This window comes from Clostridium sp. NkU-1, assembly GCA_001312405.1.
The window spans coordinates 51,015-75,980 of record BBDR01000004.1 but is presented as its reverse complement, the minus strand read 5'-3'; the positions used below and the strand labels follow the sequence as shown (position 1 = coordinate 75,980).

Annotated in this window: 31 protein-coding genes and 2 pseudogenes; 4 read left to right on the top strand and 29 right to left on the bottom strand. The window is 44.9% G+C overall.

The window, feature by feature from the left end; translation table 11 throughout:
• Positions 1-29 precede the first annotated feature (29 nt).
• From JCM10519_RS27725 to JCM10519_RS08015, 5 genes are read right to left on the bottom strand one after another with little or no spacing between them, the layout of a single operon-like run.
• Positions 30-173 carry an AraC family transcriptional regulator gene (locus JCM10519_RS27725; RefSeq protein WP_347843538.1) on the bottom strand — a complete coding sequence of 48 codons (144 nt, stop codon included), beginning with the start codon at positions 171-173 and terminating at the stop codon, positions 30-32.
• On the bottom strand, positions 160-792 hold the full coding sequence (locus JCM10519_RS08025; RefSeq protein ID WP_347843537.1) for a response regulator: 633 nt from the start codon (positions 790-792) through the stop codon (positions 160-162). The genes JCM10519_RS27725 and JCM10519_RS08025 overlap by 14 nt, the downstream gene beginning before the upstream one ends.
• On the bottom strand, positions 785-1,462 hold the full coding sequence (locus JCM10519_RS27720) for a histidine kinase (protein ID WP_347843536.1): 678 nt from the start codon (positions 1,460-1,462) through the stop codon (positions 785-787). Before JCM10519_RS27720 ends, JCM10519_RS08025 begins: the two co-directional genes overlap by 8 nt.
• A 31-nt stretch (positions 1,463-1,493) precedes the next feature.
• Entirely contained in the window at positions 1,494-2,504 is a 1,011-nt protein-coding gene (locus JCM10519_RS27715) for a hypothetical protein (RefSeq protein ID WP_347843535.1), read from the bottom strand.
• Positions 2,501-3,565: an extracellular solute-binding protein gene (locus JCM10519_RS08015; RefSeq protein WP_054738515.1), complete on the bottom strand. Its 1,065-nt coding sequence runs from the start codon at positions 3,563-3,565 to the stop codon at positions 2,501-2,503. Before JCM10519_RS08015 ends, JCM10519_RS27715 begins: the two co-directional genes overlap by 4 nt.
• 133 nt (positions 3,566-3,698) lie before the next feature.
• On the opposite strand from JCM10519_RS08015, the gene JCM10519_RS27710 reads away from it, so the two are divergent.
• Positions 3,699-4,184, top strand: coding sequence for a hypothetical protein (locus JCM10519_RS27710; protein WP_347843534.1), 486 nt, complete (start codon positions 3,699-3,701; stop codon positions 4,182-4,184).
• Here JCM10519_RS27710 and JCM10519_RS27705 read toward each other — a convergent pair.
• From JCM10519_RS27705 to JCM10519_RS07925, 22 genes and pseudogenes are all read right to left on the bottom strand, one after another.
• Entirely contained in the window at positions 4,181-4,327 is a 147-nt protein-coding gene (locus tag JCM10519_RS27705; protein ID WP_347843533.1) for a hypothetical protein, read from the bottom strand. The two genes, JCM10519_RS27710 and JCM10519_RS27705, sit on opposite strands and share 4 nt — an antisense overlap.
• A gap of 210 nt (positions 4,328-4,537) precedes the next feature.
• Complete coding sequence (locus tag JCM10519_RS08005; protein WP_347843683.1) at positions 4,538-5,740, bottom strand: phosphoglucomutase/phosphomannomutase family protein; 1,203 nt, start codon at positions 5,738-5,740, stop codon at positions 4,538-4,540.
• Positions 5,694-5,906: a hypothetical protein gene (locus tag JCM10519_RS27700; protein ID WP_347843532.1), complete on the bottom strand. Its 213-nt coding sequence runs from the start codon at positions 5,904-5,906 to the stop codon at positions 5,694-5,696. The genes JCM10519_RS08005 and JCM10519_RS27700 overlap by 47 nt, the downstream gene beginning before the upstream one ends.
• Before the next feature lie 319 nt (positions 5,907-6,225).
• Positions 6,226-7,497 carry an iron ABC transporter permease gene (locus JCM10519_RS08000; RefSeq protein WP_347843531.1) on the bottom strand — a complete coding sequence of 424 codons (1,272 nt, stop codon included), beginning with the start codon at positions 7,495-7,497 and terminating at the stop codon, positions 6,226-6,228.
• Between the two features lie 138 nt (positions 7,498-7,635).
• The gene (locus JCM10519_RS27695) at positions 7,636-7,878 is read right to left on the bottom strand and encodes a hypothetical protein (RefSeq protein WP_347843530.1); all 243 of its coding nucleotides are present in this window, start codon (positions 7,876-7,878) and stop codon (positions 7,636-7,638) included.
• The gene (locus JCM10519_RS07995; RefSeq protein ID WP_347843529.1) at positions 7,872-8,873 is read right to left on the bottom strand and encodes an ABC transporter ATP-binding protein; all 1,002 of its coding nucleotides are present in this window, start codon (positions 8,871-8,873) and stop codon (positions 7,872-7,874) included. Before JCM10519_RS07995 ends, JCM10519_RS27695 begins: the two co-directional genes overlap by 7 nt.
• Positions 8,874-9,067: 194 nt before the next feature.
• On the bottom strand, positions 9,068-9,541 hold the full coding sequence (locus JCM10519_RS27690) for an extracellular solute-binding protein (RefSeq protein ID WP_347843528.1): 474 nt from the start codon (positions 9,539-9,541) through the stop codon (positions 9,068-9,070).
• Positions 9,538-10,188, bottom strand: a complete 651-nt coding sequence (locus tag JCM10519_RS27685) for an extracellular solute-binding protein (protein ID WP_347843527.1) — start codon at positions 10,186-10,188, stop codon at positions 9,538-9,540. The genes JCM10519_RS27690 and JCM10519_RS27685 overlap by 4 nt, the downstream gene beginning before the upstream one ends.
• 278 nt (positions 10,189-10,466) lie before the next feature.
• Positions 10,467-10,874: a VOC family protein gene (locus JCM10519_RS07985; RefSeq protein WP_054738513.1), complete on the bottom strand. Its 408-nt coding sequence runs from the start codon at positions 10,872-10,874 to the stop codon at positions 10,467-10,469.
• Between the two features lie 239 nt (positions 10,875-11,113).
• Entirely contained in the window at positions 11,114-11,737 is a 624-nt protein-coding gene (locus JCM10519_RS07980) for a class I SAM-dependent methyltransferase (protein WP_347843526.1), read from the bottom strand.
• Positions 11,738-11,972: 235 nt separating this feature from the next.
• Positions 11,973-12,842 carry a cysteine ABC transporter substrate-binding protein gene (locus JCM10519_RS07975; RefSeq protein ID WP_347843525.1) on the bottom strand — a complete coding sequence of 290 codons (870 nt, stop codon included), beginning with the start codon at positions 12,840-12,842 and terminating at the stop codon, positions 11,973-11,975.
• 29 nt (positions 12,843-12,871) lie between these two features.
• Positions 12,872-13,625: pseudogene (locus JCM10519_RS07970) on the bottom strand (amino acid ABC transporter ATP-binding protein).
• A gap of 5 nt (positions 13,626-13,630) precedes the next feature.
• Positions 13,631-14,310: pseudogene (locus tag JCM10519_RS07965) on the bottom strand (amino acid ABC transporter permease).
• Positions 14,291-14,950, bottom strand: a complete 660-nt coding sequence (locus tag JCM10519_RS07960; RefSeq protein ID WP_054738512.1) for an ABC transporter permease subunit — start codon at positions 14,948-14,950, stop codon at positions 14,291-14,293. Before JCM10519_RS07960 ends, JCM10519_RS07965 begins: the two are co-directional and overlap by 20 nt.
• Positions 14,951-15,372: 422 nt before the next feature.
• Positions 15,373-15,618 carry a hypothetical protein gene (locus JCM10519_RS07955; protein WP_054738510.1) on the bottom strand — a complete coding sequence of 82 codons (246 nt, stop codon included), beginning with the start codon at positions 15,616-15,618 and terminating at the stop codon, positions 15,373-15,375.
• Positions 15,611-16,996: a methyl-accepting chemotaxis protein gene (locus JCM10519_RS07950; protein ID WP_054738507.1), complete on the bottom strand. Its 1,386-nt coding sequence runs from the start codon at positions 16,994-16,996 to the stop codon at positions 15,611-15,613. The genes JCM10519_RS07955 and JCM10519_RS07950 overlap by 8 nt, the downstream gene beginning before the upstream one ends.
• Before the next feature lie 56 nt (positions 16,997-17,052).
• Entirely contained in the window at positions 17,053-17,322 is a 270-nt protein-coding gene (locus JCM10519_RS07945) for a hypothetical protein (RefSeq protein ID WP_054738506.1), read from the bottom strand.
• A 213-nt stretch (positions 17,323-17,535) separates the two neighbouring features.
• A complete protein-coding gene (locus JCM10519_RS07940; protein WP_054738505.1) occupies positions 17,536-17,895 on the bottom strand; it encodes an HD domain-containing phosphohydrolase in 360 nt (119 codons plus the stop codon).
• Between the two features lie 113 nt (positions 17,896-18,008).
• Positions 18,009-18,299 carry a hypothetical protein gene (locus JCM10519_RS07935; RefSeq protein WP_054738504.1) on the bottom strand — a complete coding sequence of 97 codons (291 nt, stop codon included), beginning with the start codon at positions 18,297-18,299 and terminating at the stop codon, positions 18,009-18,011.
• Positions 18,300-18,351: 52 nt separating this feature from the next.
• Positions 18,352-18,561, bottom strand: a complete 210-nt coding sequence (locus JCM10519_RS27680) for a GGDEF domain-containing protein (protein WP_347843682.1) — start codon at positions 18,559-18,561, stop codon at positions 18,352-18,354.
• Positions 18,549-19,580 carry a PAS domain S-box protein gene (locus tag JCM10519_RS07930; RefSeq protein ID WP_054738503.1) on the bottom strand — a complete coding sequence of 344 codons (1,032 nt, stop codon included), beginning with the start codon at positions 19,578-19,580 and terminating at the stop codon, positions 18,549-18,551. Before JCM10519_RS07930 ends, JCM10519_RS27680 begins: the two co-directional genes overlap by 13 nt.
• A gap of 428 nt (positions 19,581-20,008) precedes the next feature.
• Positions 20,009-20,407, bottom strand: coding sequence for a hypothetical protein (locus JCM10519_RS07925; RefSeq protein WP_054738502.1), 399 nt, complete (start codon positions 20,405-20,407; stop codon positions 20,009-20,011).
• Positions 20,408-20,709: 302 nt separating this feature from the next.
• Between JCM10519_RS07925 and JCM10519_RS07920 the strand changes: the two genes are divergently transcribed.
• From JCM10519_RS07920 to JCM10519_RS07910, 3 genes are all read left to right on the top strand, one after another.
• On the top strand, positions 20,710-21,375 hold the full coding sequence (locus tag JCM10519_RS07920; RefSeq protein ID WP_054738500.1) for a LysM peptidoglycan-binding domain-containing protein: 666 nt from the start codon (positions 20,710-20,712) through the stop codon (positions 21,373-21,375).
• A gap of 1,034 nt (positions 21,376-22,409) precedes the next feature.
• Positions 22,410-22,772, top strand: coding sequence for a DUF4489 domain-containing protein (locus JCM10519_RS27675; RefSeq protein WP_347843524.1), 363 nt, complete (start codon positions 22,410-22,412; stop codon positions 22,770-22,772).
• On the top strand, positions 22,747-23,424 hold the full coding sequence (locus tag JCM10519_RS07910) for a DUF4489 domain-containing protein (protein WP_347843523.1): 678 nt from the start codon (positions 22,747-22,749) through the stop codon (positions 23,422-23,424). Before JCM10519_RS27675 ends, JCM10519_RS07910 begins: the two co-directional genes overlap by 26 nt.
• Before the next feature lie 184 nt (positions 23,425-23,608).
• On the opposite strand, the gene JCM10519_RS07905 is transcribed toward JCM10519_RS07910, so the two are convergent.
• The gene (locus JCM10519_RS07905) at positions 23,609-24,394 is read right to left on the bottom strand and encodes a CAP domain-containing protein (protein WP_347843522.1); all 786 of its coding nucleotides are present in this window, start codon (positions 24,392-24,394) and stop codon (positions 23,609-23,611) included.
• Between the two features lie 128 nt (positions 24,395-24,522).
• Positions 24,523-24,954, bottom strand: coding sequence for an Rrf2 family transcriptional regulator (locus tag JCM10519_RS07900; RefSeq protein ID WP_054738495.1), 432 nt, complete (start codon positions 24,952-24,954; stop codon positions 24,523-24,525).
• Positions 24,955-24,966: the final 12 nt, after the last annotated feature.

Here is a 24,966-nt window from a genome sequence, read left to right as displayed (position 1 = left end):
TAGATTCCAGCTTACAGGCAATGCCCTTTTCACTTACCGCATCTTTCCTGGTATTCCGAAGGCGAAACTCCCAAAAGCTTTTTAAACTGTGCACTGAAATAGGCTGTGTCCGAATATCCTACCTGGTCCGCCACTTCATAAACCTTGACCCGGCAGTCTTTAAGCAGGGACATGGCTACCTGCATCCGGTAAAAGGTGAGATAGCTGGTAAATGTATAATCCGTTTCCTTTTTTTAACACGCGGCTTAAATATCCTTCGCTGATTTCCAGATATTCCGCCACCGTGCTGATGGTGATGTTCTCCTGATAATGCATCCGGATATACCGGATGGCCTCAGCCACATATTTGTTTTTGGATTTCTTGTCTGCATGAAAACGGAGTACCGGTGCCGCAGCCTCACTCTCTTTTTCCGTGCCTTTCTCGATCTGGCTCCTGATATGAAGGATGGCCTGCTCCAGATCTCCATCCTTTAAGGGCTTTAAGAGGTAATCACTGACCCCTAAGCGCAATGCGCTTTGTGCATACTTAAAATCCCCGTAAGCAGTCAGGATAATGAACCTGGCTGCACACCCTTCTTCCCGCAGTTTGGTGATCATCTCTACCCCGTCCATGCGGGGCATTTTCACATCCGTCACGATAATATCCGGGGATAGCCGTTCCGCCAGACAGGCACCTTCCTCCCCGTTGGCAGCCTCACCCGCTATGACACAGTCCAGAGCCGCCCAGTTGATGGTCAAAATGATTCCCCGGCGGACCATTGTCTCATCTTCCACAACTATGACTTTATACATCCGTCACCTCCCTCTGGACCGGCAGCCTTAAGGCAATGGTAGTTCCCTCCTTTGTTACCTCCGCCCTGATCCCGTATTCCTGCCCGTAATAAATTTTCAGTATGCGGATCACATTGTAAAGTCCCAGGTGCCCATCCCTTTTGAAAGGATTGTCACTGTTGATCCAGTCCACCATTTCCCTGTCCATCCCGCACCCGTCATCCGTGATGGAAATGCTTAGCACTCCATCTTTCTCATCTGCAAAAATGCAGATGTATCCGTTCTCGCATCCATAAAGCCCATGGATGATGGCGTTTTCCACCAATGGCTGCAAAAACATTTTAGGCACCATGCAGTCCTCAAGCTGGTCAGGTATCTCGGTTTCATAAAGGAAACGTCCTGTAAAACGGATTTTTTGGATCTGTATATAGCTTTCAATGGTTTCCAGCTCCTCCCTCAAGGTGATGAAAGGGCGGCTGGAAATGCTTCTCCGCAGGATCACCGCAAGATTCTCCGCCAATATGGCGATTTCCGGAATCTGGTTAATCCTGGCATTCCATTTAATAGTATCCAGGGTATTATAGAGAAAATGAGGATTTAACTGGGTCTGATACAGTTTAATGGTGGTCTTATTTAAATCCTTCTGCTTCTGAACCGTATCCTCTAAGTATTTCTGCAAATCCCCTGTCATCTGGTTAAAGCTTTCTGTCAGCCTTCCCAGCTCATCCTGCCGGTTTGTATGAATGCGGATGGATAAATCCCCTTTTTTTCACCTTTGCCATCGCCTTATCAAGCTGGCTCACCGGCTGGGCAATTCCTCTGGAGAGAGCGCCGGAAATCAGCAGACAGAGGATCAGCCCCAGAGCGGATAAAAGAAAACTTACCGTCCTCATGGTATGGATGGCACCGGCACTGATTGGTGCGGAGCGTCTTAAGAGGACATAGATTCCATGAGAGGGTTCCCTGGTCCACAAATACCTGGTATATACTCCCCTCCCTTTTTCTCCCTCCTGTCCCGTTATTCCATGGAGAATGATATCGCCCATCTCCTCTTCCCCATACTCCGGCCTTGAGCAGTATATGGGTCTCTGGTGGGAATCCAGCAGCAGTAACGTATCTCCTGAGGAATAGAAGCCATTTAACAGATTGTCAAAATTCTCCCGGGAAAAATCCAGAACCACATACCCAGTCCTGGCTCCCCGGGAATTTTCCAGGGAATAGGCTCCCTGCATCAGGATATTTTTATCCGTTCCCAGAAGATAGGGATCGGTCCTGTAATAGGTGATCCCCTTCACCCCCTGGACCTTTCTTAAAAGCCCCCAATGGACGGGAAGAGAACTGGTTTTGGAACCAGTATCCGTTGTAAAACGAAGCTTTCCTCCAGAATCATAAATGCTGAACTGGGCACTGCTGTATATTTCCTGAACCGCCTGATATAAAGACAGGTACAGATCCTTCTGCTTCTCAATGGCATCCTTGTCGATCATCACCCTGGCTGCTGTACCGTCTGCTGTAAAAGCCTGGCAGGCCTTCTCACAGTTTTCAAACAGCTGGGTCAGCTTTGTGCTTACCTCGTCCAGCTGACGGTTCCCCTCCACCGCCATCTGCCGGTTGATGGAAACAGTAAAAAGCCTGGTCACTACCACGCTTGAAAAGGTCAGAGGTACAAGAGCTACCAGCAGGCATCCCAAAAACACCCGTGTTTTGAAAGAAAACCGGCCGTACCATTTCATTCTCCGGCCCTCCTTTTATGCAGGGACAGGATCCCGTTCCATTGTTTCAGAATTTCCTCTTTTTCCCGGGACAGCTCCTTTAAATCCATGTCAATGGTAGAAAGCCTGCTGACAGGGGAAAGTCCGGGCAGAGGGGCTACGTCCAGCCGCACGGACCGCCTGTTTAAATCCGAAACAAGGATTTTCTGGGCATCCTTGCTGACCGTGAAATCCAAAAACTGTCTGGCAGCCTCCGGGCGGGGGCAGCCGTTTACAATGGCAGTGCCATCGGGCAGCACCGTGGTCCCTTCTTTCGGGTATATGTAGTCCACATCCGCACCACAGGAACGCAGGGCCTGGGCTGCTCCTTCTATGGTGACTCCCAGGGAATACCTGCCATCCAGAATTCCGGAATTCACCTCTGATAAACTGGAAAGGCTGCTGTATTCCAGGTTATCTGCCAGCAGCTTCAAATAGTCTCCTTCTCCCCGGTACGTATAAACAGCCGCAGCCAGAGCTGAGGAATAGATATCCGACATGCCTGGATCCATAAAGGCTACCCGGCCTTTCCATCTTGGCTCCAGCAAGCTGGCCCAGCCAGCTGGCACCTCCCGGTACGTCACCACATTGGTGTTGTACATGATGACTAAGGGACAGGCAGAAAAGCTGGTCCATTTGTGATCGCTGCACCGGAATGCCCCGGCTATGTATGGGATTTCAGGACTTTCGTAAGCCTGCCAGTATTCCTTTTTCTCTTCCAGAGTCTTGGTTCCCACTCCAAATACCACATCCCATGTTTCTCCGTCATCGCCGTAGGGACCGCCGCTGTCCTCTAAAGTCTTTAAAAGCTCCTCCAAAGACCCGGCTTCTACCTTTACATTCAAGCCTGTGCGCTCCTCGAACTCCTTGACCACAGGCTCACAGATCCCTTTCTCCTGGACCGTGTAAACCACCAGATCAGCCTGGGAAAGCGTGGGCGGCCCTCCCGTTTCCGGCTGGCAGGAAGACAGCAGGACGCAGCAAATAAGAGACAGAGCGCAGACCGCAGGCCTTTTTCCCCTGGTGCTGTTAGTGAGTCTCATGGACGCCTCCTCCTCTCCTGTCTGAAATATGGCTTCATTTTATTTATTATATCAAAAATATGCTCGTTTTTCCATGGGCAGAAGACCTTATTTATGGTAAACTTTACCTAATAAATAATTGGAGGTGCCTTCCATGGCCGTACATATCATAGAACAATCCATTATTCCAAAGCACAGGGAAAGCAGCCTGTGTGAGGATGGGCTGTTTATAAATGAAAACTTTATCGCCGTAATCGACGGAGTGACAAGCAAGGGAGTCCTTACCTGGCCCGAAGACCTGGGGGAAGGCACTGGAAACATGACCAGCGGATGCTATGCAAAAGAAGTGCTGTCAGATGCCTTAAGTGCCATGCCCCCCGACATTGACGGAGCCGGCGCCATGGACTATTTAAACGAATCCCTGGCCCGGGTCTGCCCTGCGCGCCGTTCCCTCCTTAAGGAGAAGCCGGAAGAACGCCTGCAGGCAGTCATCATCCTGTACAGCCTTTGCCGCAGAGAGGTATGGGCCTTTGGTGACTGCCAGTGTATCATTAACGGCATCCATCACCAGTACGGCAAAGCCATTGACAGCTCCTATCCCAGGTCAGAAGCCTTTATATTCAGACGGAGCTGCTTTTAGGCCGTACTGAAGCCTCTCTTTCCGATCACGACACCGGACGGGAATATATCCTTCCCCTCCTGTGCCGCCAGCTCCTTTTCGCCAATGAGGATTCTCCCTACGGATATGACGTATTGAACGGTTTTCCCATTCACCCGGGTCATGTCATCATCCTGCCCGTCCCCCCTCACTCACAGATAGTTCTGGCAAGTGACGGTTATCCCGCCCTTAAGGAAACTCTGGCAGAAAGTGAGGCTGCCCTTAGGGAGCTCATAAAAAATGACCCCCTCTGCTTTCGGGAAAACATGGGCACAAAAGGGCTGGTCAAGGGAAATGACAGCTTTGATGACCGCACCTATATCCGCTTTGATACTTTATAAGGAAAGCGCAGAGGGCTGCTGCAGTCCCAGATATTCCTCAAACAAACTGCACACGCTTACAGAATCTGCCTCTGCCTTCATCTCACAGAAGATCCGCAGCAGCGGTTCCGTACCTGAGAATCTTGCGATCACCCAGCCGCCGTTTTTAAAGTAAACCTTGCAGCCATCCTCATAGGAGATCTTTTCAATCTCAAAAGGCAGTTGGGGAAGCTTCCGGTCAATCATAAGAATCCGGTCGATTCTCTCCTTTTCCTCGGCTGTAAAATGGTAATCCCGCTCCGTCATATGGATTGCCCCGTACTCCCTGCGGATGTCTGCTGCAATCTCAGACAGCTTTTTCCCGGATACTGCCATCATTTCTACCAGAAGGGAGGCAGCATAAATTCCATCCTTGCCGTGAATATGCCCCTTAACCGTCAAGCCGCCTGAAGACTCTCCGCCGATGATGGCATCCGTCTCCTGCATTTTTGCGGATACAAACTTAAATCCAACGGGTACCTCATAACATTTCTGTCCAAAGCTCTCCGCTACCCGGTCCAGCACATGGGTGGTGGAAAGGCTTCGGACCACCGGTCCTCTCCAGCCCTTGTATTTCAGAAGATAATAATACAGCATTACCAGAATGTTGTTGGCATGGAGGTAACGGCCCTGATCGTCAATGACTCCCAGCCTGTCCGCATCCCCATCCGTGGCGATTCCGATATCGCAGTACCGGTCCAGCACATAATTTTGCAAGCTCCGCAAGGTCTGCTCCGTAGGCGCAGGCATTTTTCCCCCAAACAAAGTGTCATGCTGGTCGTTGATGGTTTCAATGGTACACCTGGCAACGGAAAGGATGGTGCTTAAGGCCGTAAGGCTCACTCCGTACATGGGGTCAATGGCAACCCGGAAATCCCGGGAGCGTATGGCATCCATGTCAATGACGGATATGATATTGTCCAGATATTCGTTTAAGGGGTTGATTTCCTCCACCACTCTTTTTTTCACAAGCTGAAAATACGAGGCTGGCGGCATCTGTCCAGCCTCCTCATCGTTTGGCTGGTATATCTTCTCCGCTTCTAAAAGATATTTCTCAATATTACCGGTCTGTCCCTCATCCGCATCACGCCCTCCATAAGTAAACACCTTGATTCCATTATAAATGGCCGGATTATGGCTGGCCGTTACCATCATGCCGTAGCTTAAACGGTGTTTCATCACATAAAACATGATAAGAGGCGTGGGGGAACTGCGGTTTATAAAAAAACACCTTGATTCCCTGTTTTCCAAATATCTCACAGGCCCATATGACCGCTTCCTTGGACAGGAAACGCCTGTCATAGCCTATGACGATTCCTTCTCCTTCTTTTTTTTCTGCTTTCATCTTAAGACTAAGGCAAGAGCCAGCTTCTGGATATTTTCCTTTGTAAACTCCTCTCCGATGATGGCTCTCCAGCCACCGGTACCAAATGTTACCATCCTTTGTATCCCTCCCTGTTTTCTGAAAATGCCCAAAGCTTTCCACTAAAAACCTTGGGCGGATTATTATGCTATATGTCCGCAGTGCAGCTGGTAAAACCTGCGGTTTTACCAGCTCACGGGCATTCGCCCTATAAAAAAGAGCAGAAAAAGATTTTCTTATGTGCGAGCACAACGAAAATCTTTTTCTGTCTATTTCGCACTGCTCATTGCTTTCGTGAATGTCATACAACCGAAACCTTCCCCTTGCTTACCTTTAAGAAAATAAGCAGGGATATGACCGTACTGACAGTCAATATGGAGGCCAGTGCTGCCGCCGTACCATAGCTGTTTCGGACAACCTCCGTATAGATGGCCACGGATATGGTACTTGTCTTGCCGCCGTAAAGCATAACACTGGAAGACAGCTCATTGATACAGGTGATCCAGCTTAAAATGGCTCCTGAGAGGATGCCCGGGGCCATAAGCCTTGCCGTCACCTTGGCAAAGGTTTTCATGGGGGATACCCCCAGGCTGATGGAGGCTTCCTCCACACTGGGATCCATCTGCTGCAGGAATGCGCTTCCCGACCGCACCGTATAGGGCAGCTTCCTGACTACAAAGGCAATAATCATAATAGCGGCAGTACCTGTAAGGATCATGGGCTGTTTATTAAAGGCCACAATCAGGCTGATGCCCAATACCGCGCCCGGAATGACAAAGGGGAACATAATGAGAAGATCCATCAGCTGTCCTGCTATCCCTCTCTGGCGTACTACAATGTAGGATATCAGCATGCCCAGCAGGATAATAAATACAATGGCTGATGCAGAGAATACGAAGGTATTCCGGATATTGGTCCACAGCCTGTTAAAAATCGTCACATAGCTTTCTATGCTAAAGCCTTTTTTAAACCCTGTAAAATCGCTTTTTACAAAGCTGCTGACCACCACCACGATCTGGGGAAGAATTCCGATAAAGGTCACCAGCAGAACCGGCAATGTTACCAGAAAGCGTTTCAGTCCGTGAAGTTTTTCTTCCTTAGGCGGTCTCATGGCTGTCATGACATAATTTTTTCTGGTCACAAAATATTTCTGCACCAAAAGCACCGTAGTGGAACAGAGCACCACAATCACGGACAGAGCGCTGGCTAAATGAGCATTTCCACCGATCTCACTCATGTATTCGTTATATACCAGAACAGGAAGGACCATATAACCTTCGCCGATAAGCATGGGCGTGCCAAAGTCCGCAAGGCTTGTCATGAATACCATAATGGCTCCCGCTGCGATGGACGGCAGGATGACCGGTATGGTGATGGTCAAAAGCCTGCGCAGCTTATTGCTTCCCAGATTTTCCGCCGCCTCCTCAAGGCTTGAATCAATGCTTCCCATTGCCCCTGACGTATATAAGTACACATAGGGAAACAGCTTGAACGTAAAAACAAGAATAATGCCAAGCTTTCCATAAATACTCGGAAGATGGATTCCCATACCTGCAAAAAAACTGTGTGACAAAGCCGGCGCGCCCGAACAGCATGATCCAGCTGTAAGCGCCGATAAACGGAGGGCTCATAAGGCTCATAATGATGAATATATGGATAAAACGTTTTCCAAAAACATTGTATCTGGACATCAGATAGGCCATGGGCACCCCTACGGCCAGAGTCGTGGCTGTGGTGACAATGGAGACGAACAGCTTCGCCCAAGAGAGGAATAATAATACTTTTTCGTGAAGAACCGGATGTAGTTTTCAAGAGTAAAGCCTTCCACCTTGCCGGAGAAAAAGCTTCGGGTGATCAGGGTGCAGAATGGATAAATCAGAAACAGCAGCATAAAGCCTACCACCGCTACCTTCACCCAAAACCAGAAATCCGGCTTCCAGCCTTTCTTTACCATGATATCACCTCCTGGGTCTGGGCATCGTATACGCCTGCCGCACTGATATCAAAGTTCACCCGCACCTCCTGTCCGTCTGGCCGGAGGTCCCTTGCATCCTTTGTGTATTCATTTAGCTGAATGGTCTGGCCATTATTCAACTGGATCTCATACTCAATGAAATCTCCCAGGAACGTGGAAATGACGATCCGGCCGGTCAGTCCTTCCTTTTCATCGAAGAACAGCTGCTCCGGCCTTGCGGAAATGATTCCCTTACCCTTGTAGGCGGATTTCAGCCTGCAGGTCAAACTGCATTCATCCTTGATATTTAAAACAGCTTTGTCCGGGACGCCTCCATCCACCTCACAGTCAATGAAGTTTGATACGCCGATGAATCCGGCCACAAAGGTGTTCTCCGGCTTTTTGTAAATCTCTTCCGGCGAGCCTACCTGCATGATGTTGCCTTCCTTCATGACTGCGATCCGGTCAGAAATAGCCAGAGCCTCCTCCTGATCGTGGGTAACATAAATGGTGGTGATCCCAAGCCGTCTTTGCAGCTTTTTGATAACTGTTCTCATCTGTACTCTGAGCTTTGCATCCAGGTTGGATAATGGCTCATCCATGAGAAGCACTCCTGGCTCAATAACAAATGCCCTTGCAAGAGCCACCCGCTGCTGCTGGCCGCCGGACAGCTCATTTGGCTTTCTGTCTTTTAGGTTTCTGATCTGCACTAAGTCCAGGGCCTCTTCCACCTTACCTGAAATCTGGTCTTTGGGATATTTTTTTGCTTTCAGGCCGTAAGCCACATTCTCCGCCACGGTCAGATGGGGAAAGATGGCGTAGTTCTGGAACACCATGCCAATATCCCTCTTGTGGGCATCTAAGTTGTTGATTACCCTGTCATCAAAGCAGATCTCCCCGCCATCCACAGAATTGAATCCTGCGATCATGCGAAGCAGAGTCGTCTTGCCGCATCCGGAGGGACCAAGCAATGTGAAAAATTCCCCCGGCTTCATCTCTAAATCCACCCCATTCAGGCTGTAAAATCACCGTACTTTTTCACGGCCTGTTTAATAATTACTGCATGGCTCATATGTTTTGCTCCTCCTTATCCCATCGGCTGTCTTTTTTGCACCTTACAGAAAAGACCGTCCTGTCCCTAAGGGGCCGGGACAGTCTTTTTTTGTCAGAATGTATTCCTATCCTTTTATTAATCGACCATAATGTCGTTGAATTTCTCAATAATGGCTTCCTTTTCATTTGCCGCCCAGTCAAAATCATAATCCACCAGCACGATATCCTGCAGCTTCGCCATTCCTTCTCCTACTTCCATGTCGCTTCTTACCGGACGGCGTCCCCAGTTCTTACTCTGCTCTGTCTGGCATTCCTTTGATGTAACAAAATCAATAAACAGTTTTGCGTTTTCCTCGTTAGGGCCGCCCTTTACAAGAGCCACGCCATCTGGTACTGCGCTGGTTCCGTCTTTGGGATATACGAACCCAACGGACGGATCCTCCTTATACTGGACTGCGGATTTCTCCAGAGTCAGGCCTGCGTAGAACTCGCCGTCTGCAACCATCTTGTGGCACTTGCCGGAAGAGTCTACAATCTTGCCGTCCAGATTGTCATATAATTTCTTAATGAAATCCCAGCCGGCTTCCTTGCCGCCATGGCCAAGGATCATGGTACATAACTGAGTGTAGCTGAGCCGGACTTGGAGGGCAGGCAGTATGCGATCTTGCCTTTCCATTCAGGCTTTGTCAAATCCTCCCATGTCTCGGGAATTGCAAGGCCATCCTTTTGAATCAAATCCTTGTTGTAGAAAATAACCATAGGCAGAGGGCTTTCTCCGATCCACATGTCCCCGGAATCCTTATAAGCATCGCCGATGAATTCGTCATTGGCACATACATAGGGAGCGAAATATTCCTTAAACGCTGCCAGAGAGTCGGCGCCGCCGCCCCACAATACATCTGCGATGGGATTTGCGGACTCGGCTGCAATACGGTTGCACAGCTCTCCTGTACCTGCCGCCACGACCTCCACCTTCACATTGGGGTACTTCTCCATGAATAAGTTCACGCCTGCATTGAGCGGGTCTGCATCATGAGGAGAATATACGACAACGGTACCTTTGTAATCCTCCGGTGCTTTTGCTGCTGCCTCGGCTCCGTCCTTGGACTCCTCTGCCTTTGCTTCGTCAGATGCCGCCGTCTCTGCAGTAGTCTGGGGAGCTGCTGTAGTTTCCGCAGGCTTTCCGCCGCCGCTGCAGGCGGATAAGCTCAATGCTGCCAGTGCTGCCAGTGAAGCTGTTAATAACCTCTTTTTCATAAATAACCTCTCCTTTATAAAATTATTTTAGTTCACGCTTATATGGAAATCTTTAATTCCTATGACCTAATTATAAGGTTTTAATGTGCATTTTTCCATTTAATATCCTTACATTTCTTTTGTCATTCTGAACTTTTTCACTATTTTTTATTCTAATTTCAAATATACATGTACATAATGCATAATTTCCAGAGCATCTTGTTCCAAAACAATCAGGCCGCCAAAGAATGGCGGCCTGAAAATGAAAAAGTTATTTCGGTAATACCTGATAAACATCTTTAAATTTCTTTTACTGCATATTCAAATTCCAGATCCTTGATTCCGTTTCCCTTAAACAGAGTCAATACAGGATCGTCACATAGTTCCTTGATAATAGGTATCAGCTCTTCCCTTAAATCTTCTTTATAGTTTTCAAGTGCGGCTCCCCACGGGCCCCGTTTATGGTTATCCCAGTAATTCAGGAGGTTTACCAATTTGCTTTTTCCAAATATGCGTAACATACTCTTCATAAACCTCGGCATTCCTGTTGAAGCAAGCAGCTCCAGATAAGGACCTTCGGAAAAATAAATAATCGCATTATATGGGTTTTTCCTCGCCCCATACTCCACTTCAAATCCCTTGTTCTTAAATCCTTTTACTGCCTGGTATAAGTCATCTACTTTATATATAATATGGCTGGTTTTCACCTGGATCCGCTCCTCCTGTCCGTTTTAGGGCCATGATTAATTATTTTGAAAAACGCAGGTGTATGAATTTCATCATATTTATCCGGTCCATGATTTTCATCATAAAGCGGATACCAAAGCTCCACTGCCTGTTAACCGGTATGCCCTTAAAGTATTTTTCACAGGCAACGGCCTGGATATCGGGGGACCAATGTTCCAGATCTTTTATATCATTGACGTAAAAATGCATTATAGCGCCTTTATTCCCGGTTTTTTTCAACCATACGGTTCGACTTCTTAACCGCCTGCCTTGATTCCGCATCAAAATAAATTTCTCCTCCGGGAAAACGGTGAGCCATCGCTTCAAAGATTTCTTTTAGCTGCTCTTCCCTGAAATAATAAAAAACTCCGGCCGACACAAATAAAATGCCGTCCCGGCGGTTAAAAATAACATCATCAAACCAGGAAGTGTCAAACAGGGATTTGGCAATGCTTGTGTTACGGGGGGAATCCGGAAGGAATTTCTGCCGGAAAGCAATGGCATCAGGCAGGTCAAGATTATACCAGTTGATACTTCCGTTATCCACCCTGGAAAAGGTAGTATCCAGCCCCGCCCCGATATTTACAATAGAAGCACGGGGATGTTTTCGGATGAATTTACGGATTGTATCATCAATTTTCCTGGCACGGACGATATAACAGATTCCACCGAATTCACCGAAGGTTTTTGCAATGTTGCTGAAATCATAATCGCAGTTTTTGATAATTTCTATGGCTTCTTTATCATTTAATATTTCAAGGTTTTTCGCACTGGCCGTGGCGCGGCCCCACAGCGGTAAAAGCATGGTGTTTTGTATTGTTTGAGAATTTAATTCCGATTTCATTTAATATACCTCCTCCATTTTCCCCTTAGACGCTCCAGCCATGCTCTCCTGCCACAAAAATAGCCAGACGTGTATCATTTATTTGATCACTCATTCCTTCCCCTTTTATAACACTGTTATATAATATTGCTATTATGGATTGAAAAAGGCAGGACGTCAATACGCCCTGCCGGTTATTTTTCTCATTAAGTTATTTTAAGACGGCTGTTGATGTTTTTTTCTCAGATCCTGTTTCCTAAACCTGACCGCCTTCCACCACCAGATTTTCCGGATCAATTTCATCTCCATACACAGGCTTTAAGGTTTCCTCAAAATCCTTGTGGAAGAACTCTTCCTTGCCAAGAGTTTCGATCTCGCTATTGATCCAGTCTAAAAGCTCTTTGTTTCCTTTCTGAACGGCCGGAGCAATGGTATCCAGATTTCCGATGGATTCGATTCCTACGGTAAATCCCTTGTTCTGAATGGCCCAGGCTAGAACCTCTGTGTTATCGGTGGAGAAAGCATCTCCTCTTCCGTCCAGAAGTGCGTCATAGGCTTCCTGATACTCATCAAACTTTAACAGCTTGACTTCCGGATGGTTTTCTGAAAAATAAGTTTCCGCCGTAGTACCCTTTACCACAATCAGGGTCTTATCCTTTAACTGTGTCACATCAGTAATCAAAGCGGCATCAGGGGATACCACGCCAAGAGCCACCTTCATATATGGAAGTGCAAAATCCACCTGCTCCTTTCTCTCATCTGTAACAGTGAAATTAGCAAGAATCACATCCACCTTGGCTGACTTTAAATATTCCACCCGGCTGGCAGCCTCTACGTATACAAATTCAACCTTATCCTCACTTCCAAATAAATCCTTTGCCAGGCGCTTTGCAAAATACACATCATAGCCCTGGATTTTTCCGTTGGAATCCACATATCCAAATGGATTCTTATCGCTGAATACGCCGATCTTAATGGTTCCGGCATCCTTGATTTCAGATAAGGTTCTTGCCTTTGCAACTGCCCCTCCTGTGTTTCCTCCATTGTCCTTTGCCTGGCCGCAGCCTGCTAAAAGACCTGCCGCCATGGTAATGCCTAATAATGCTCCCAGTAATTTCTTTTTCATAATTACATCCTCCTTTTATTTTTTTTATTTTATAACGCTTCATAATGAAACGTATTTAAAAACTGCTTTGCACGCTCGGTCCGCGGAGAGGTAAAAAACTCTCCCGGCAGGCTCTCTTCCACTACCACGCCCTGATCCATGAACAGGACACGGTCAGCCACTGCCCTGGCAAATTCCATTTCATGAGTAACGATGACCATGGTCATTCCTTCCTTTGCCAGCTCCAGCACCACCTGTAAAACCTCCCGCACCATCTCCGGGTCCAGGGCTGCCGTAATCTCATCTAAGAGCAGGATTTCCGGATGCATGATAAGCGCCCTTACAATAGCCACTCTTTGCTTCTGTCCGCCGGACAGCTGCCTTGGGTAAGAAGCCTTTTTATCCAGAAGCCCTACCCGGGCCAGAAGCTGCTCTGCTTCCTTTTCCACCTCTTTTTTTATCTCTTTTCTGCACCTTTAAAGGGGCCAGAAGAATATTCCCCAGAATGGTCTTATGGGGGAATAAATCGTAGCTCTGGAATACCATGCCGATCTTCTGTCTTATTTCATAAACATCCCGCTTGCTCCTGTCAATGATCCGGTCCTTAAACTGAATCGTACCGGAATCAATGGGCTCCAGCATGTTGAGACATCGTAAAAAGGTGCTCTTTCCGCAGCCGGAAGGTCCTACGACCACCACTACCTCTCCTTTTTCCAAGGTAAAAGAAATATCCTTTAAAACCGGTTGCCCGTTTTCATAGGACTTCCTGAGATTCTCTGTCTTTAAAATCATTTCCTGGCTCATTTTTATCAATCCTTTAATTTTTTATCTAGCAGGGCAGCTGCCCTGGAAAACGGGTAACAGATTACAAAGTACAGGATGAAAATCACTCCATATACCCAGAGGGCCGCATCAGGGACCGTGTATCTGGAGGCATCAATGATCTGTTTTCCAACCTTGACCACCTCAATCACGCCGATCAGTACAACAAGAGACGTGGTTTTGATCATTCTCGTCAAAAGATTCATGACTGACGGCAGCAGCCTCCTTATGGTCTGGGGAATCACAATATACCGGTACACTTGAAGCTCCGTCATGCCAAGGCCAAAGCCGCTTTGATACTGATGGACCGGAATGGATTCCAGAGCGCTTCGCACCAGATCTCCCATTTCAGCCGTCCCCCAAAAGGTGAATACAATGACCGCAGCCATTTGCCCGGAAAAATTCACGTTCAAATGCTTTGCAGCCCCAAAGTAAACGAGGAATAAAAGAACCAGCTGAGGCATGATCCGGACCGTCTCCAGATAAAGCCTTGTGAAAAGCTTAACCGGCCGTTTCCTGCTGGTCATCACCATTCCAAGGACTATTCCAAGTCCCACGGATAAAACCATGGATATGACCGCAATCCTGAGAGATACCAGGAGTCCGCCAAACAGCCGTAAAAAAAATTATTTCCCTCAAACAGTATCCTAATTCCCAAATTCTGCATAGCGGACCCTCCTTTCTAGCCAGGAACAGAGTAAGGATATTGGCAGCAGAATGATTAAGTATGCCGCCACCAGCATCAGGAGGGCCTCATCTGTTTTATAATATATTCCTATCAGATCCTTTGCCACAAACATTAAGTCAGCCAGGGCCACCGCACTGAACACCGATGTTTCTTTTATCAGAAATATGATGTTGGCACAAAATACAGGAACTGAGGTAGTGACCGCCTGAGGAAGGATGATATGCCGGAATACCTGCCATTTTGTAAGACCCAGGCTGAGACCTGATTCTGACTGGATGACCGGTACCTGTTCAATTCCCGTGCGGAATGCTTCCGCCATGTAGCTTCCTCCTAAAAATGCCAGCCCTGTTACGGCGCAGCTTTCAGAGCTTAAAACAACACCGATTTTAGGAAGTCCGAAGTATAAAAAGAACAACTGGATCAAAAGAGGCGTATTCCTGGATACCTCAATATAGCCATTCACAATACTTCTTAACACCGGTATCTTAAAAATCTTGACCAGGCTGCACAAAAGTCCAATGGCTGCTGACAGCAGGATTCCCAGAAAAGATATTCGAAGTGTCATACCCGCCGCCTCTGCATACAGCGGCGTATAGGCACGGATAAATTCAAAATCCATGATTTTTCTTTTCCCCCTCCTTCTTTCTTATATGGTTCATCAATTTACTTCCTCCCTTTTCTATTAATAAATGCAAAAAGGAGCAGGTATACGCATATACCTGCTCCCTTCCATTTATTTTCTCAGTGTCACAAGATAACAATTGGAATTCAGAAACCAAGACGCGCACGCAAATAAACCGTATCTGTTCCCAGGAAGCATCTACAGCAACAACATTTCATCATATGATTCATGTTTCTCTTGCAGCTCGTATTCATTTTTTTCTGTTTCTCCTTATTCATACTAAACCTATATGTTTAATATACTGTTATCTTGACTATTTGTCAATCTTTTTTTAACTTCTTTTTTTACCCTGATACCTCTATCCCCTTTCTTTCCATCTGAAAGCATTTGTCCCTTAAAGTATGCTTATCATTGCAACATCAGACCGACTGCGTTAACTGGAACTCCATAACCATTTCTTTTAACGTCTGCATCTGGCTTAAAAGCTCTTCACTGGTCGCCGCACTTTCCTCTGCAGTCGCTGAGTTGGCCTGGGTGACCATGGAAATCTTCTGCATTCCATCTCCCAGTTCAGAAACACTGTTGGCCTGGCTCTTCAATGATTCGGATATCTTTGACACCAGCGTATTAACGGAACTAGTCTGTTCTACGATCTTTTTAAACACATCGGCAGTCTGCTCTGTGTTCTTTTTTTCCTTGTATTACAGACTCAATGGTACTGTGAATTAAATCTGTAGTCTGCTTTGCTGCATCCGCACTTTTGGAAGCCAGTTCCCGGACTTCGTCAGCTACCACCGAGAAGCCTTTTCCTGCCTCACCGGCACGGGCCGCCTCTACCGCTGCATTTAATGCCAGAATATTGGTCTGGAAAGCAATATCATCAATGATATGGATAATTCCCTGGATCTTTTTGGCTGAATCATCAATGCTTGCCATGGACTGCTGCAGTCTCTGCATTTCCTCATCTCCATGCTGAGTCTCAAGAAGTGCTGACTCCGTCATGCTCTTCATAGAAAGGGAATGCTCCGCGTTCTCCTGAATGTGATGGGATACCAACTCCAGAGAATTGGTCAGGCTCTCTGTGGTCGCCGCCTGTTCCGCAGAATTTTCAGCCAGATTCTGTCCGCCAAGGGCAACCTGGGCGGAACTGGCGCGTACCTGATCCGTTGACTGGGCAATATTCCAAAGCGTACTGTTTAAAGAATCTAAAATCTGATCTATGGCTGTCTGGATCGGAATAAAATCACCCTGATACTGTACGGCACTTCTTACGGTCAGATCTTTGGCAGCCACGGAGTTCAGCACATTTGAAATATCCATGATATAAGACCGAAGTCCATGGATCGTGTTCTGCAGCGCCATGATAAGCCGTGCGCTTTCATCTTTTCCTTTTACCGGTTCAACGTCCTCGTCAAGCTCCCCCCTTGCCAGCCGTTCGATCCTGTAGGTAGCATCCAAAATCGGTTCGGTGATCTTTTTGGAGAATATTCTGGTAACAGCAATCGCCGCCAAAAGCAGTGCCAGACCTGCGATCACACACATCACCAGAGTATAACTCATGTTTTTTTCTATCTGTACCAAAGGCGTGGTGACTGCAACCGACCAGCCTTCCGGTCCGTTTAAGGGAGTATATCCCACCAGGCGGCGCTGTCCGTTATAATAGCTGAAACCGGTTCCGGTCTTGCCGGAAGTCATTTCCTTGAAAATTTTAGCTGTAGGAGCATAGGATGAATCCTTTTTTGCCAGTTCAAAATAATCTCTTGGATTGGATACGTCATCATTATTAGGGTGAATGACAGTCGCACCATTCTTATCGATAACAAAGGCATACCCGCTTTCACCGATTTTGATCTTTGTCAATTCAGCGCTGATGGCTTCATATGGAAGAGATCCATACAAAACTTTTCCGGTGTCAGCAATGGGAGCTGCCATGTAAAGACTCAGCTTCTGGTCCTCATTTAAAAATGGATTGGAAACATAGACAACTCCTTTTTGGGCCTCCTTAAAAAAAGTCCTGATCTGCAATCTTGTCACCTTTGTCATTGGTTCCCTGTGCATCTGCTACTGTTATGTAATGAAAACCTGAAACTTCTGCTTCCTCATCCAGCAGACGCTTTTTTTTCTAAATCTGATGTTCTTCCATCAGTTAAGAAACTCTTTGATGCAGTTACCTTTAATTCGCTGCGGTAAATATTTAATACAGAATCAATTCCCTGCTGATATGCCGCTGCCAGGTAAGACGAATTCTGTTTTGCCTCATCCATGGAGCTTCGGTAATAAAGAATAGAAGAAATGGTGGTCAGGAATATGACCGTAAAAATCAGCAGCAAAGAGATAAAAAGTAAAAGCTTGTTTCTTAAGTATTTCATGTTTTTTGTGCCTCCTCAAAATTGCAATTTTGAAATCCTGAATTTTGAATATCTTTGTACAGGCATTTCTCTTTCGTATATAGAAAATCTAATACAGTACCGTTCAAACTGTAGTATCATAAATCATCATACTGGATTTTTTACGGATGGATGCTATACTGCAGGCATTATAGCACAAATTATGGGGATGAACAACTATACGCAAAAGTGGTATTACCTTTTCTCCCTCATAATACGAATGAATAACTCAGCAATAGCCGGATCATATTTTTGTCCGGAACCCATTGAAATGGCCTGCAGTGCCTTTTTCTTTCCCACTCTCCGGTCCTTTTCCCTGTTTAAGATCCGCTCATACACTTCTGCAACAGCTAAAATACGTGAATTAAGCGGGATTTCCTCCCCTTTTAAGCCCTTAGGATACCCGGAACCATCCCAGCATTCGTGGTGCCCGTACACCCCGCCAGCAAGGTCCAGGGTTTCCTGGGACAGATTCAGGATACGGTATCCGATAGCAGGATGCTGCCTTATCATCTCATTTTCAACTTCATTCAGCTGCTCCGGAGTTTTTTTCAAGAATCGACTCGCTTAGGGTGATCTTGCCGATGTCGTGAAGATATGCCCCATCCCGCAGCTTCTTGAGATCAGTTTCAGGAAGCCCCATGGCTGTACCGATCTTTTCGCACAGCTTACTGACTTCTTCCGAGTGTTTTTTTCTCCCAGGGGCTTTTCATATGAAGAGAGGTGATGATGCCATTAATCGCATGAATTCCAAAGTTTATGGAAGAAATGCTCTTTTCCTTATACATCTCGTTCTCAGCTGCCTCCAGTATCTGTTCAATCTTCTGCCAGTGCCTGACCTTTGCAGCAATTCCCACTGCAACGCTGCATGATACCATGCTGACCTTTTCCCCGGCAACCTGATCTTTTATCCGTGCAGCGATGGTCTCTGCCTCTTCCCTGGTAGTGCGCGGAAGCAAAACTGTAAATTCATCTCCGCCGATCCGTGCGGCAACATCACTTTCCCGGCAGTTATTTTTTTAAGACCTGAGCGACTTTAACAATGAATTCATCTCCGGCCGTATGCCCAAAGGTATCATTGATGAGCTTTAATCCGTTTAAATCGAGAAATATCAGGGAAACCGGATGGTTCTGCTGGGTATCCGCCTGCTTCATCTCCTTCTCAAAACACCTTCGGTTTACCAGTCCGGTCAGAGGATCATGATAGCTTAAAAAGCGTATCTTTTCCTCCCCCTCTTTCGCTCGGTAATATCGGCAAAGGTTATGACATATCCAACATGCCTCCCCTCCCTTAATTGGGGCAGGGCGCGGTATTCCGCATCAAAGCAGGTGCCGTCAGCCCGTTTCAGCAAGCCGGTCTTTTCCACTCCGGCCTTATCCGGACTGAGAAAATCGGCAAAAAACTGCTTTCCAATCAAGCCTGCCCCCTCGGCCTGCCCTTTGCAGCCCAAAGCAGACCACATATCGATTCCCAGCAATTCCTCAGGATCTGTATATCCCAGAAGGTGAAGACAGCTTTTGTTGCAGAATGTGCATCTGCCGTTTAAATCCGTACCAAATATGGCTTCCGCCGCCGTATCCAGTATGAGATGAAGCTGGGACTGATTCTCCTGTAAAATTTCATTTGCCTTGTTTAGCTCCATGGTCCGCATTTCAACAATACTTTCCAGATGCTTGACCATATCCAGCAGATTATCCGCCAGACGGTTAAATACATTGGATATCCTTCCGATTTCGTCATTCCTTACGATCTCCACCCTTTGCTCTAAATTTCCCGCAGAAATATTTTCCGCAATGGTCAGCAGGCCATTAATAGGCTTATAGAGCCTTTGGATAATAAGGGAAAAGATACCTATGGAAAGAAGGCCGGCAATAAAAGCCAGCTCCGCTGAAACCCCGATATTCCGGTTCAGTTCCGCTGCCAGAAGACTTCCCGGAATCACGGAAATAATGACCCAGTCAAGACCTGTTTTCCGGTATTCCTCTACGTTCCCATACCAGTCCACAGCTCCCATCTTCAATGAGAACTCTGCCTCATGGGATTTAAGATATTTCTCATAACTGCTCTTTGCGGCCGGAAGGGAAAGGTCATCGATGGTATTTCTTTTCAGTGACCCGTCACCAGTTATGGAATAATTATCTTCCCCCATGGAATTTGCAATTAAATACCGGGTATCTTCCTCTATAACAGATACATAGCCGCCCGAACCAGCGGCCTCGTTTTTCAGATAATCGCCCATATCGGAAAGAAGTATATGGGATCCTAAAACGCCCTTAAGCTTTCCTTCTTCATCATATACAGGGCTTGAAACAGATACTGCCAGATCATTTACAATGAAGTCTTTGTATACAGGCGAAAAAAACAGGTCCCCCCTCTTTTACAGCCGCCTGATACCATTCCTGCAGCCTGGGATCAAAGGCGCCTGTGTTTTGCTTAAACGCCCCTGCCGTTAAATCTTTGTTTACAGCATAATACCAGATTTCTTCACCTGTTTCATCGTTGTTCTTTATTAGTTCAAGTTCCCCCTTTTTATTTCTGAGGGCACCATAGTATTCTCCATCAGCCGATGCATAAGCAAAACTGTAAATCTCTTTCTCATAAGAGTTTAAAATGCCAAGAAAAAAAGAGTTGCGGCTCTTTTCATCAGTAAAATTAATGGTGTTATTTTCAATCAGTTTTTTTCCCTAGTTCATTTGCCGTAACTGGAACTCTGAAAAATAAATTTACCTTTTCTATGGTATCATGGTTCATCTTTTCAGACTTCCCGGCAGTCTCTCTGATTATAGAGGATTGCCAATTGTTCAGCACAAGTCTTTCAATGGTTACAAGGGACAAGAGGAACAGACAGATAAATGTAACAATAGTCACATTTTGAATCGACATGCATTTTCGTGGTCTTCGTAATCTCATCTTCCTGATCGCTTCGGTTAAACATACCCTTTCCTGCATGGCTCGTTCCTGTATTACATACTGGCTGGCCCCGCATGAATTAAGTATAACTATTTCTTTTGCAAAGTTCAACCTGAAAATCTTTGCGCAAAAAAATCCAAATCCCTTATCATTCATTGCAAGGGATATGGATTTTTTTCATTCAGTCAATTAATATGTAAATATCGGGTTCCTGCACCTTATGAAAACATGTCAAGCGGATATTCGCAATCCTCTTCGCTACTTGATTCGGTTAAATATTTATTATCAAGGGCTGGTCCGGAATTTTCCGGATACCCGCCTTTATCATTTACGATCTATTGCAGCTGCCTAAACCTGTTATTGCGTAAAATTATTGAGATACATATTATTATACTATGATGTTATGGACATGTAAAATTAGCATATAATAGTATTAATAAGATCATTTGAGGGAATCCATGATCATACACGTTGTCCAACCCGGTGAAACCATAAATTCAATATCCGATTATTACAAAATTCCTGTTAACAGATTAATATTGGAAAACGGAATTACAAACCCTGGCAATTTAGCAATTGGCCAAACAAGAAATAACCCTTATCTTTCCGATAGAGAATTTATGTACGCCGGTGAAACCATAGTTATAAGCTATCAAACGAATAAAACAAGAACAATTGCCACCAGTGGTTATGCCTTTCCATATATAGATAAATCCGTTTTAATAAAAACGCTTCCATTTTTATCTTATCTGGACATATTCAATTATAGAGCGACAAGTGAAGGGGAAATTGTCTCCAGTGCCGACGACACGGAACTTGTCAATCTGGCTAAAATTTATGGTGTAGCACCCATGATGTTTGTTTCAACGATTACGGAAGAAGGAATCGTCAGCCGTGAAGTGGCTTATAATATTTTAAATAATCCTTCTGTGCAGGACCGCCTTATTGATAATGCTCTTCACATCCTGAAAACGAAAGGCTTTTATGGTATAAACGTATATGTTGAAAACATCACCTATGACAACTTAGATAGCATTGCAGAATATTTAAAAAAAAGCCTCTGCGATATTTCATTCAGAAGGTTACAGGATAGTAATTACCATAACACCGGTTACGTATATTGATACCCCTAACGTAAGTTTTGAAAAAAATAGACTATTCAAAATTATCTGAACTTGTGGATGGAATCACATTTTCTTCTTATGACTGGACAAGGTATTACAGCTATCCAAGCTCAATTTTTCCGGTTAATGTCTTAAGAGAATTATTAGATTACGGGGTCAGTATTATTCCACCCGAAAAAAAATTCTTCTAGGAGTCACCACTCTGGGCTATGATTGGACACTTCCCTATGTTCCGGTGCCACAGAAGCTACTGCGATAAACTTTAATAATGCAGTTGAAATTGCATCGGCAAATGGTATACCAATACAATTTAATGAAGCAGCACAGTCACCTTATTTCTACTATGTGGGCAGTGACGGGATTCTGCATTTAGTATGGTTTAAAGATGCAAGAAGCTTTGACGCAAGGGCTGCACTGATAACAGAATATGATCTCCAGGGCTTATCAATCTGGACCATTATGAGATTTGATGCCCAAATGTGGTTTATTTTTAATACTCAATATTACATTCAGAAGTTGTCCGATATACGGATATGATAATGCCAGAAGGATTAAAACACCTAGGCGACTGACAGATTGCAAAGTATTTTTTATAGGCGAGCCCGGAATACCGAAGCCCGCTCTTGTTATTGACTATCTTTCATACTCTTCATATTCGTCGCATTCACATTCACGTTTGGGTTCACACCTCTTAGAACATTGGCATCTGCATTTAAAGTATTACTACTCATATACTTTGACCCCTTTCTTGCCGTACTGCACTATATTATATGGGACAGGCAGACTGCAATGCAAAGTTCACTCAGGACAACGAAAGCAATTATTTTATCATAGAAGGTTCTATGAAACTCTATTTTACAGAAAAACTTTCTCAAACCCGTAAATGTCTAAAAAAAATTATCACCTCTATTCATTTATCTCATATTCTATATTAAATAAATGAATAAACAGCTTACTCCATTAACCTGTTCTTTATAAGTACATAGTACTTTAAGTAGAATTTTTAAAACGCTCAATGTGAAGGAGTAAATAATATGAATTTATCATCAAAAGCTAATTTTATGGATGATTATGAAATCAGTAATAAGAGCAGTGACTCATGCGGACAAATACTAAAATGCGGCGAAGTTAGTCAAGCATTGTTATTTAATGGTACGAGTATAGGAACGTCCGTACCCGCCGCTACTATCACCCTGGATACCTCTGAATTTAGTAACCCATGTATAATATTCGAATTTACATCTAATATAATTGGAACGCTTTTTCAAGGAACTTTAAATTTTCAATTATATAAATCTTGTAATGATCAGCTGCCAATCCCTATTGGTCCACAGTTCTATTTTACACAATCGATACAAGCTGTTTTTGCTAATGTATTTACATTTTTTTGTTTGTGATTGTAATTTATGTTCAAATGAATGCTGCACCTATAGTGTTGTTGTTTCAGCTGGTGGATCTACTCCTGTTATTGGTAATGTTGGCATTTTTGCAGCAAGGCTGGCCGCAATTGTTGCAGATAATCCGAAATATAATGATGACTGTTGCACATGTAATAAACTCAGCTGTAAAGATAATAAGACTATTTTAAAATGCGGAACATCAGGCAGTGCAATATCAATAACTCCAAGTACTTTGGCTGGTACTGCTTTTACCGTCAGTACTCTCTCTTTAAATACTTCCTGCTTATGTGATCCATGTGTAAAGCTTGAATTTACAAGCACTTTAGCTTATTCAAGTCCTACCACGATTGATAGCACAGTTGTAAACTTTCAGGTATTTAAACTTTGCGACAATCAGCGCAACCCAATACCAGTAGGGCCACAGCTGGCTTTTTCAGTTCCATTTACAAACCTAATACTTCCACCTGCAACACCTGGATTTTCTGGTACTTCAACATTTTCTTTCTTTGTTTGTGATTGTGACATTTGCCCTGATGAATGCTGCACCTATTCAATAGTAGCAACTACAGCTACAACTGATGCTTCTGTTACTATTACCAACGCAAGACTTTCCGCAATAGCTGTAGATAATAACTGCAGATGCTGTTAATACAAAATTTAATAACTTTACTGCTGTAAAAGGCTCTAATAATTATCTGAGCCTATTCAAAAAGGCGGCCTCCATTTGACAACTTCCCAAAAAGGGTTGTCAAATGGAGCCGCCGCCAATCTTTTTCATTAATAGAATCCTGATAAATCCTTATTCTATTTTGATTTACAAGGCATTCCTACTATTAATATGTAAATAACTGTACCCAGTACTGTGTTCCGGAACCGTTCTGAGTATTGCCTACACCGATATGTGTGTAGCTCTTATTCATGATGTTTGCACGATGTCCTGCACTGTTCATCCAGGCATTCACCACCTCCTGAGGAGTTTTCTGTCCCCAGGCAATATTCTCGCCTGCACCGCGGTAATTCACACCCTGCTCCTTTAAAGCAGTTGAGAATGAGCTTCCGTTTGGACGTGTATGGTCAAAACTTGATTGGATTTCTTTGGCTCTTACAGTTGCCGCCTTCTCCACATTAGCATCAATGGTAAGAGGTGCAAGTCCTTCTTTTGCTCTTTCAGCATTTACAAGGTCAACTACCTGCTGGGTATAAGACTTATTTGATGTATTGTCTGTTGACTCATCTGGTGTAGTGTCTGTATTTGTGTCGTTGTTTGTATCGCCGTTGTTTCCGGTATTACCGGTGTTGCCGGTATTGCCGTTATTTCCAGTGTTGCCTGTATTACCGTTATTTCCTGTATTACCAGTGTTACCATTATTGCCATTATTACAATTCTTGCCTGTATTACTGTTATTGATGAGCTTAGACCAGTCAATGTTATTTCCATCAACTCCTAATTGCTGCAATCTAGCCTTTAAATCATCTAAATTACAGTTCCTGCTCACTGTTATCACATTTCTTCCATTGTTGCATTGGCTGTAAGGTCTTGCCACCGCCGCATTCGCTGTCAATGGTATCATACTCGTTAAAGTAAGTGTAATCATTCCAAGTGCTGTTAGTTTTCTCAATTCGTTTGCCTCCTTTGAAATTGTTACATTTGTGTTACATTTATGTTACGAATATATGATAACACTCTTGTTTCCATTTTTCCAGTGGAAATAATTGGGAATTTTCTGGCAGCCTTCTCAGGTTGATTTTATATCATGTAATCGTCTGAATAATCACCGCCGGAAACCAGATCAGCAATGGTGATTCCGTCAAAATAATCATTAATCAGTTTATTGAAACCCTCCCACATGGGAAGGGTCCGGCAATGACAGGCCCTTGCGCAGTCATTTACCTCCCCTTCCAGGCAGGAAACCGGAGCAAGAGATCCTTCCGTAAGCTTAATATACTGCCTACGGTATAGTCCTCCGGTTTTTTTCGCCAGCTTATAACCGCCGCCTTTTCCTCTCAGGGAAATGAGCAGATTGCTCTTACTCAGAACCGAAACAATGGATTCTAAGTATTTTTCCGATATCTCCTGTCTCTTTGCAATATCCATGAGAGGAATATATTCTCCATGATTATGTTCAGCCAGGTCTATCATGAGCCTGACCGCATAGCGGCCTTTTGTTGAAATCTTCATAAGACACCGCCT

What these genes read in the sequence shown, in the direction of transcription:
- JCM10519_RS27725 (WP_347843538.1), bottom strand. Translation starts at nt 173, where the DNA reads ATGTCCCTGCTTAAAGACTGCCGGGTCAAGGTTTATGAAGTGGCGGAC.
- JCM10519_RS08025 (WP_347843537.1), bottom strand. Translation starts at nt 792, where the DNA reads ATGTATAAAGTCATAGTTGTGGAAGATGAGACAATGGTCCGCCGGGGA.
- JCM10519_RS27720 (WP_347843536.1), bottom strand. Translation starts at nt 1,462, where the DNA reads ATGACAGGGGATTTGCAGAAATACTTAGAGGATACGGTTCAGAAGCAG.
- JCM10519_RS27715 (WP_347843535.1), bottom strand. Translation starts at nt 2,504, where the DNA reads ATGAAATGGTACGGCCGGTTTTCTTTCAAAACACGGGTGTTTTTGGGA.
- JCM10519_RS08015 (WP_054738515.1), bottom strand. Translation starts at nt 3,565, where the DNA reads ATGAGACTCACTAACAGCACCAGGGGAAAAAGGCCTGCGGTCTGCGCT.
- JCM10519_RS27710 (WP_347843534.1), top strand. Translation starts at nt 3,699, where the DNA reads ATGGCCGTACATATCATAGAACAATCCATTATTCCAAAGCACAGGGAA.
- JCM10519_RS27705 (WP_347843533.1), bottom strand. Translation starts at nt 4,327, where the DNA reads ATGACCCGGGTGAATGGGAAAACCGTTCAATACGTCATATCCGTAGGG.
- JCM10519_RS08005 (WP_347843683.1), bottom strand. Translation starts at nt 5,740, where the DNA reads ATGAAACACCGTTTAAGCTACGGCATGATGGTAACGGCCAGCCATAAT.
- JCM10519_RS27700 (WP_347843532.1), bottom strand. Translation starts at nt 5,906, where the DNA reads ATGAAAGCAGAAAAAAAAGAAGGAGAAGGAATCGTCATAGGCTATGAC.
- JCM10519_RS27695 (WP_347843530.1), bottom strand. Translation starts at nt 7,878, where the DNA reads ATGGTAAAGAAAGGCTGGAAGCCGGATTTCTGGTTTTGGGTGAAGGTA.
- JCM10519_RS07995 (WP_347843529.1), bottom strand. Translation starts at nt 8,873, where the DNA reads ATGAAGCCGGGGGAATTTTTCACATTGCTTGGTCCCTCCGGATGCGGC.
- JCM10519_RS27690 (WP_347843528.1), bottom strand. Translation starts at nt 9,541, where the DNA reads ATGATCCTTGGCCATGGCGGCAAGGAAGCCGGCTGGGATTTCATTAAG.
- JCM10519_RS27685 (WP_347843527.1), bottom strand. Translation starts at nt 10,188, where the DNA reads ATGAAAAAGAGGTTATTAACAGCTTCACTGGCAGCACTGGCAGCATTG.
- JCM10519_RS07980 (WP_347843526.1), bottom strand. Translation starts at nt 11,737, where the DNA reads ATGAAATCGGAATTAAATTCTCAAACAATACAAAACACCATGCTTTTA.
- JCM10519_RS07975 (WP_347843525.1), bottom strand. Translation starts at nt 12,842, where the DNA reads ATGAAAAAGAAATTACTGGGAGCATTATTAGGCATTACCATGGCGGCA.
- JCM10519_RS07960 (WP_054738512.1), bottom strand. Translation starts at nt 14,950, where the DNA reads ATGGATTTTGAATTTATCCGTGCCTATACGCCGCTGTATGCAGAGGCG.
- JCM10519_RS07950 (WP_054738507.1), bottom strand. Translation starts at nt 16,996, where the DNA reads ATGACAAAGGTGACAAGATTGCAGATCAGGACTTTTTTTAAGGAGGCC.
- JCM10519_RS07945 (WP_054738506.1), bottom strand. Translation starts at nt 17,322, where the DNA reads ATGAAATACTTAAGAAACAAGCTTTTACTTTTTATCTCTTTGCTGCTG.
- JCM10519_RS07930 (WP_054738503.1), bottom strand. Translation starts at nt 19,580, where the DNA reads ATGGGCGATTATCTGAAAAACGAGGCCGCTGGTTCGGGCGGCTATGTA.
- JCM10519_RS07925 (WP_054738502.1), bottom strand. Translation starts at nt 20,407, where the DNA reads ATGAATGATAAGGGATTTGGATTTTTTTGCGCAAAGATTTTCAGGTTG.
- JCM10519_RS07920 (WP_054738500.1), top strand. Translation starts at nt 20,710, where the DNA reads ATGATCATACACGTTGTCCAACCCGGTGAAACCATAAATTCAATATCC.
- JCM10519_RS27675 (WP_347843524.1), top strand. Translation starts at nt 22,410, where the DNA reads ATGAATTTATCATCAAAAGCTAATTTTATGGATGATTATGAAATCAGT.
- JCM10519_RS07910 (WP_347843523.1), top strand. Translation starts at nt 22,747, where the DNA reads ATGTATTTACATTTTTTTGTTTGTGATTGTAATTTATGTTCAAATGAA.
- JCM10519_RS07900 (WP_054738495.1), bottom strand. Translation starts at nt 24,954, where the DNA reads ATGAAGATTTCAACAAAAGGCCGCTATGCGGTCAGGCTCATGATAGAC.